Raw genomic sequence first — 317 nt, 5'->3', positions numbered from 1 at the left:
TCAGCGACATCGCCTTCACCTGAATCTCGCGGTCTTCCGTCTGCGCGCCAAGCGTGCGCCGATCGGTCGCGACCAGCGCGCTGCCGCCCGCCGCCGCGCCGACAGCCAGCACGCAGCCCTGCAACGTCGCAGCCAGCCCGGCGACGAGACCAACCACCAGCGTGGTCCTCACAAACGTACTCTTCACGCGATATGCGCTCATCAACTCGCTCTCCTTCGGAATCATTCTTCGCCGAGCAACATCGCATCGATGCCGTCGCACAGACTATGGATCGTCAACAGATGCACTTCCTGCACGCGCGCCGTGCGATCGGACG

At 64.4% G+C, this 317-nt stretch carries 2 pseudogenes; both read right to left on the bottom strand.

The annotated features are described in order from the left end of the window. Positions 1–202 (bottom strand): annotated as a pseudogene (locus SB753_RS35955) (BON domain-containing protein); the annotation flags it as partial. Positions 203–222: 20 nt separating this feature from the next. Further along, a pseudogene (locus SB753_RS35950) lies at positions 223–317 on the bottom strand (phosphoheptose isomerase); the annotation flags it as partial.

Origin of the sequence: Paraburkholderia sp. SIMBA_053, assembly GCF_046534895.1 — a bacterium.
In the GTDB taxonomy this organism is placed as follows: Bacteria; Pseudomonadota; Gammaproteobacteria; order Burkholderiales; family Burkholderiaceae; genus Paraburkholderia; species Paraburkholderia caledonica.
Note: the sequence above shows the minus strand (reverse complement) of the source record. Positions and strands in the feature narration are given on the sequence as shown.